The 3,521-nt window shown below is 74.9% G+C and carries 2 protein-coding genes and 1 pseudogene; all 3 read left to right on the top strand.

Annotated elements, in window-relative coordinates; all coding sequences use genetic code 11:
* Window positions 1–1,865 (top strand): heavy metal translocating P-type ATPase (locus LCD35_RS16250; RefSeq protein ID WP_225044414.1); only part of this gene is annotated, 1,865 nt, incomplete at its 5' end.
* A gap of 12 nt (window positions 1,866–1,877) precedes the next feature.
* Window positions 1,878–3,155, top strand: a complete 1,278-nt coding sequence (locus LCD35_RS30495; RefSeq protein WP_224966900.1) for a glycosyltransferase family 4 protein — start codon at window positions 1,878–1,880, stop codon at window positions 3,153–3,155.
* Window positions 3,152–3,521, top strand: a pseudogene (locus LCD35_RS16240) (hypothetical protein); the annotation flags it as partial. The gene LCD35_RS30495 and the pseudogene LCD35_RS16240, both read left to right, overlap by 4 nt.

Below are 3,521 nucleotides of genomic sequence, written 5' to 3'. Positions count from 1 at the left end.
CCGCTGCGGCCCCCGCGTCCCGGCGCCGGAGCCCGTTCGCCCTCCCCGAAGCCCGCTGGGCCGCGGCCTCGCTGGTCGCGTTCCTGCGCGGCCTCGCCGTGGACCTGGGCGGCGGCCCGTGGTGGGCGATGTGGGTGCCGTACCTGATCTGCTACGCCACCGGCGGCTGGGAACCCGCCTGGGCCGGTCTCCAGGCGCTGCGCGAGCGCACGCTGGACGTGGACCTGCTGATGATCGTCGCGGCGATCGGCGCCGCCGCCATCGGACAGGTGCGCGACGGCGGGCTGCTCATCGTCATCTTCGCGACCTCGGGCGCGCTGGAGGCGTACGCGACCGCCCGCACCGAGGACTCCGTGCGCGGGCTGCTCGACCTCGCCCCGGACACCGCGGTGCGGGTGCGCGACGGCGCCGAGGAGCGGGTGCCCGCCGCGGACCTGCTCGTCGGCGACGAGATCGTGGTGCGCCCCGGTGAGCGCATCGGCGCCGACGGCGAGGTCCTCGACGGCGGCAGCGAGGTCGACGAGGCCACCATCACCGGCGAACCGGTGCCCGCCGCGAAGTCCCCCGGGTCCGAGGTGTTCGCCGGAACCCTCAACGGATCCGGCGCGCTGCGGGTCCGCGTCGCCCGGGACTCCGCCGAGTCGGTGATCGCCCGCATCGTGGCGCTGGTCGCCGAGGCGAGCGAGGCGAAGGCACCGACCCAGCTGCTCGTCGAGAAGGTCGAGCAGCGCTACTCGGTCGGCGTCGTGCTGGCGACGCTCGCCGTGTTCGGCGTCCCGCTGCTGTTCGGCTCGACGCCGACCGACGCGCTGCTGCGCGCCATGACCTTCATGATCGTCGCCTCGCCGTGCGCGGTGGTGCTGGCGACGATGCCGCCGCTGCTGTCCGCGATCGCCAACGCCGGGCGGCGCGGCGTGCTGGTGAAGTCCGCGGTGGTGCTGGAGCGGCTCGCCGACGTGCGACGCGTCGCGCTGGACAAGACCGGCACGCTCACCGAGGGCACCCCGCGGGTCACCGAGATCCGCGTCGAGCCCGGCCGCTCCGCGGACGAGCTGCTCGCCGCGGCCGCGGGCGCGGAGCGGTTCAGCGAGCACCCGCTCGGCCGCGCCGTCGTCGCCGCCGCGCGCGACCGCGGGCTCGCCGTCCCCGCCGCCACCGGTTTCCACGCCACCCCCGGCCACGGCGTGGCGGCCACCGTGGACGGCAGGCGCGTCGAGGTCGCCCGCCACGCCGACCGCACCGGCCCGGTAGGCGAGGTCGAAGCCGGTGGCCGCACCGCCGTGGTGGTGTCCGTGGACGGGGACCGCGCCGGGGTGCTCGGGCTCAGCGACCGGCTCCGCTCCGACGCGGCCGAGGCCGTCGCCGCGCTGCGCGCGCTGACCGGAACCGAACCCGTGCTGCTCACCGGGGACCACGAACCGGCCGCGCGCCGCGTCGCGGCCGAAGCGGGCCTGCGCGAGGTGCGGGCCGGGCTGCTGCCGGAGCAGAAGGTCGCCGCGGTGGCCGAACTCGGTGACCGCACCCTGATGCTCGGCGACGGCGTCAACGACGCGCCCGCGCTGGCCGCCGCGCACACCGGGGTCGCGATGGGCCGGGCCGGCGCCGACCTCACCCTGGAGACCGCCGACGTCGTGGTCGTGCGCGACGAGCTCGCGGCCGTCGGCAAGCTCGTCGACCTGTCCCGGCGAGCGCGGCGCCTGGTGCGGCAGAACCTGGTCATCGCGGGCGCCTTCATCACCGTCCTCGTGGTATGGGACCTCGCCGGGAACCTGCCGCTGCCGCTGGGCGTCGCCGGGCACGAGGGTTCGACCGTCCTCGTCGGGCTCAACGGTCTCCGCCTGCTGCGGTCGGGCGCCTGGCGCTGACACGATGACCGGGTGATCACCAGTGCACCGGCTTCCACCGTGGCCGTCCTGATCCACGACGGCTACTACGGGCACGGGACGGGAGCCGGTGCCGCCAACCGCGCGTTCCTGCGCGTGCTGGCCGAAGTGCTGCCCGCGGACGTGCGACTGCTGCTGCTCCCCGTCCGGCTCGCACCGGACAGCCCGGAGCACCGGGAGCACGAACCCCAGGACCTGGCCGGTGTCCTCGCCCGCGCCGAGGTGCATCCGCTCGACAACGGCACCTCCGGCACCGACCGCTTCGGCGGGGTGGCGAACTTCCGGGCGCTGGCCGCGGCCGCCGGTCAGGTGCTCCGCGACCAGGTGGGGCGCCGCGGGGAGAGCTGCCTGTGCATCGCGTTCGACGTGCCGTTCTTCGGCCTCGCCGAGACCGCGCCGGAACAGGTGCGCCTGGTGCTGGTGCCGCGGTCCACCGGAATGCTGCACCAGCCGCAGGACCTCGCCCGGACGCGCTGGGAACGCCACTGCCTGCTCAGCGCCGTTCGGCGAGGCGCCCGGATCGGCTGGATCTCCCAGTTCATGGCCGAGCACCTGCGCACCGACTACCGCGTTCCGCCCGCCGCGCTGGTGGCGTTGCCCGACGGGCTCACCGACGCCGACCGGCCCAGCCCCGCCGCCGAACTCCTCCCGCCCGGAGCGGACCGCGTCGTGCTGGGAAATCCGAACCTGCGGAACGGCTTCCTGCTGTCGTTCGGCAGGGCCGAACCGTACAAGGGGTTCCAGGACCTGATCGCCGCGCTCGCCCTGGTGCGGCGGCGCCGCCCGCCCGCGCTGGTGCTCGCCGCGGTGAGCGAGGGCCCCGGCCGGACCCGCTTCCAGCAGCGGCTGGTGGCCGAGCTGCGCGCCACCGGCGTACCCGCGGTCTTCCTGGGCGACTTCGACCCGCGGATCCGCTCGCTGCTCACCCGCCCGGAGCTGCGCGGGGTGATCGTGCCCTCGCGCAGCGAACCCTTCGGCCGCATCCCGCTGGAAGCGCACGCCGCGGGCGCGGCTCCCGTCGTCGCTACCCGAGCCGGCGGGCTGGCCGAGCAGATCACCGATGGGCACACCGGGTTCAGCGCCGAACCGGCCGATCCCGCCTCGCTCGCCGCCGCGCTCACCCGGGCGCTCGAACTGACTCCCGCCGCCCGCGCCCGGATGCGCCGCGCCGCGATGGCCGCGACCGTCCACTTCGACCACCGGCTCGCGGTGATCCGGTTCCTGCGCGCCAACGGTTACGGTGTCGGGGCAGAGGAACGGAGGACGGGGTGAGCGACGGGCTGTCCCGCACCATCGGCAGGCACGCGGCGCGGTGGCGCACCGTGACACCGCGCAAGAACGTGCTCGTCGTCGTGCACAACGTCACCGCGATGACCCGGCTGCTGGACGTGCTGCCGGTGTTCGAAGGCGATTTCCGGGTGCAGCTCAGCTACACGTGGAACGGTTCCGACCCGTTCCCCGACGGGCTGCACCGCATGCTCGCCGAACGCGGCATCCCGCTCATCAGCTGGGAACAAGCGCTGCTGACCCGGTTCGACCTCGCCCTCGCGGCGAACCTCGGCGGCCTCGTCGAGATCGACGCACCCATCGTCTCGATTCCGCACGGGATTCGCTACACTAAAGTGCTTTCCCGGAGAA

Origin of the sequence: Saccharopolyspora sp. 6V (assembly GCF_020176785.1) — a bacterium.
In the GTDB taxonomy this organism is placed as follows: Bacteria; Actinomycetota; Actinomycetes; order Mycobacteriales; family Pseudonocardiaceae; genus Saccharopolyspora_C; species Saccharopolyspora_C gregorii.
Note: the sequence above shows the minus strand (reverse complement) of the source record. Positions and strands in the feature narration are given on the sequence as shown.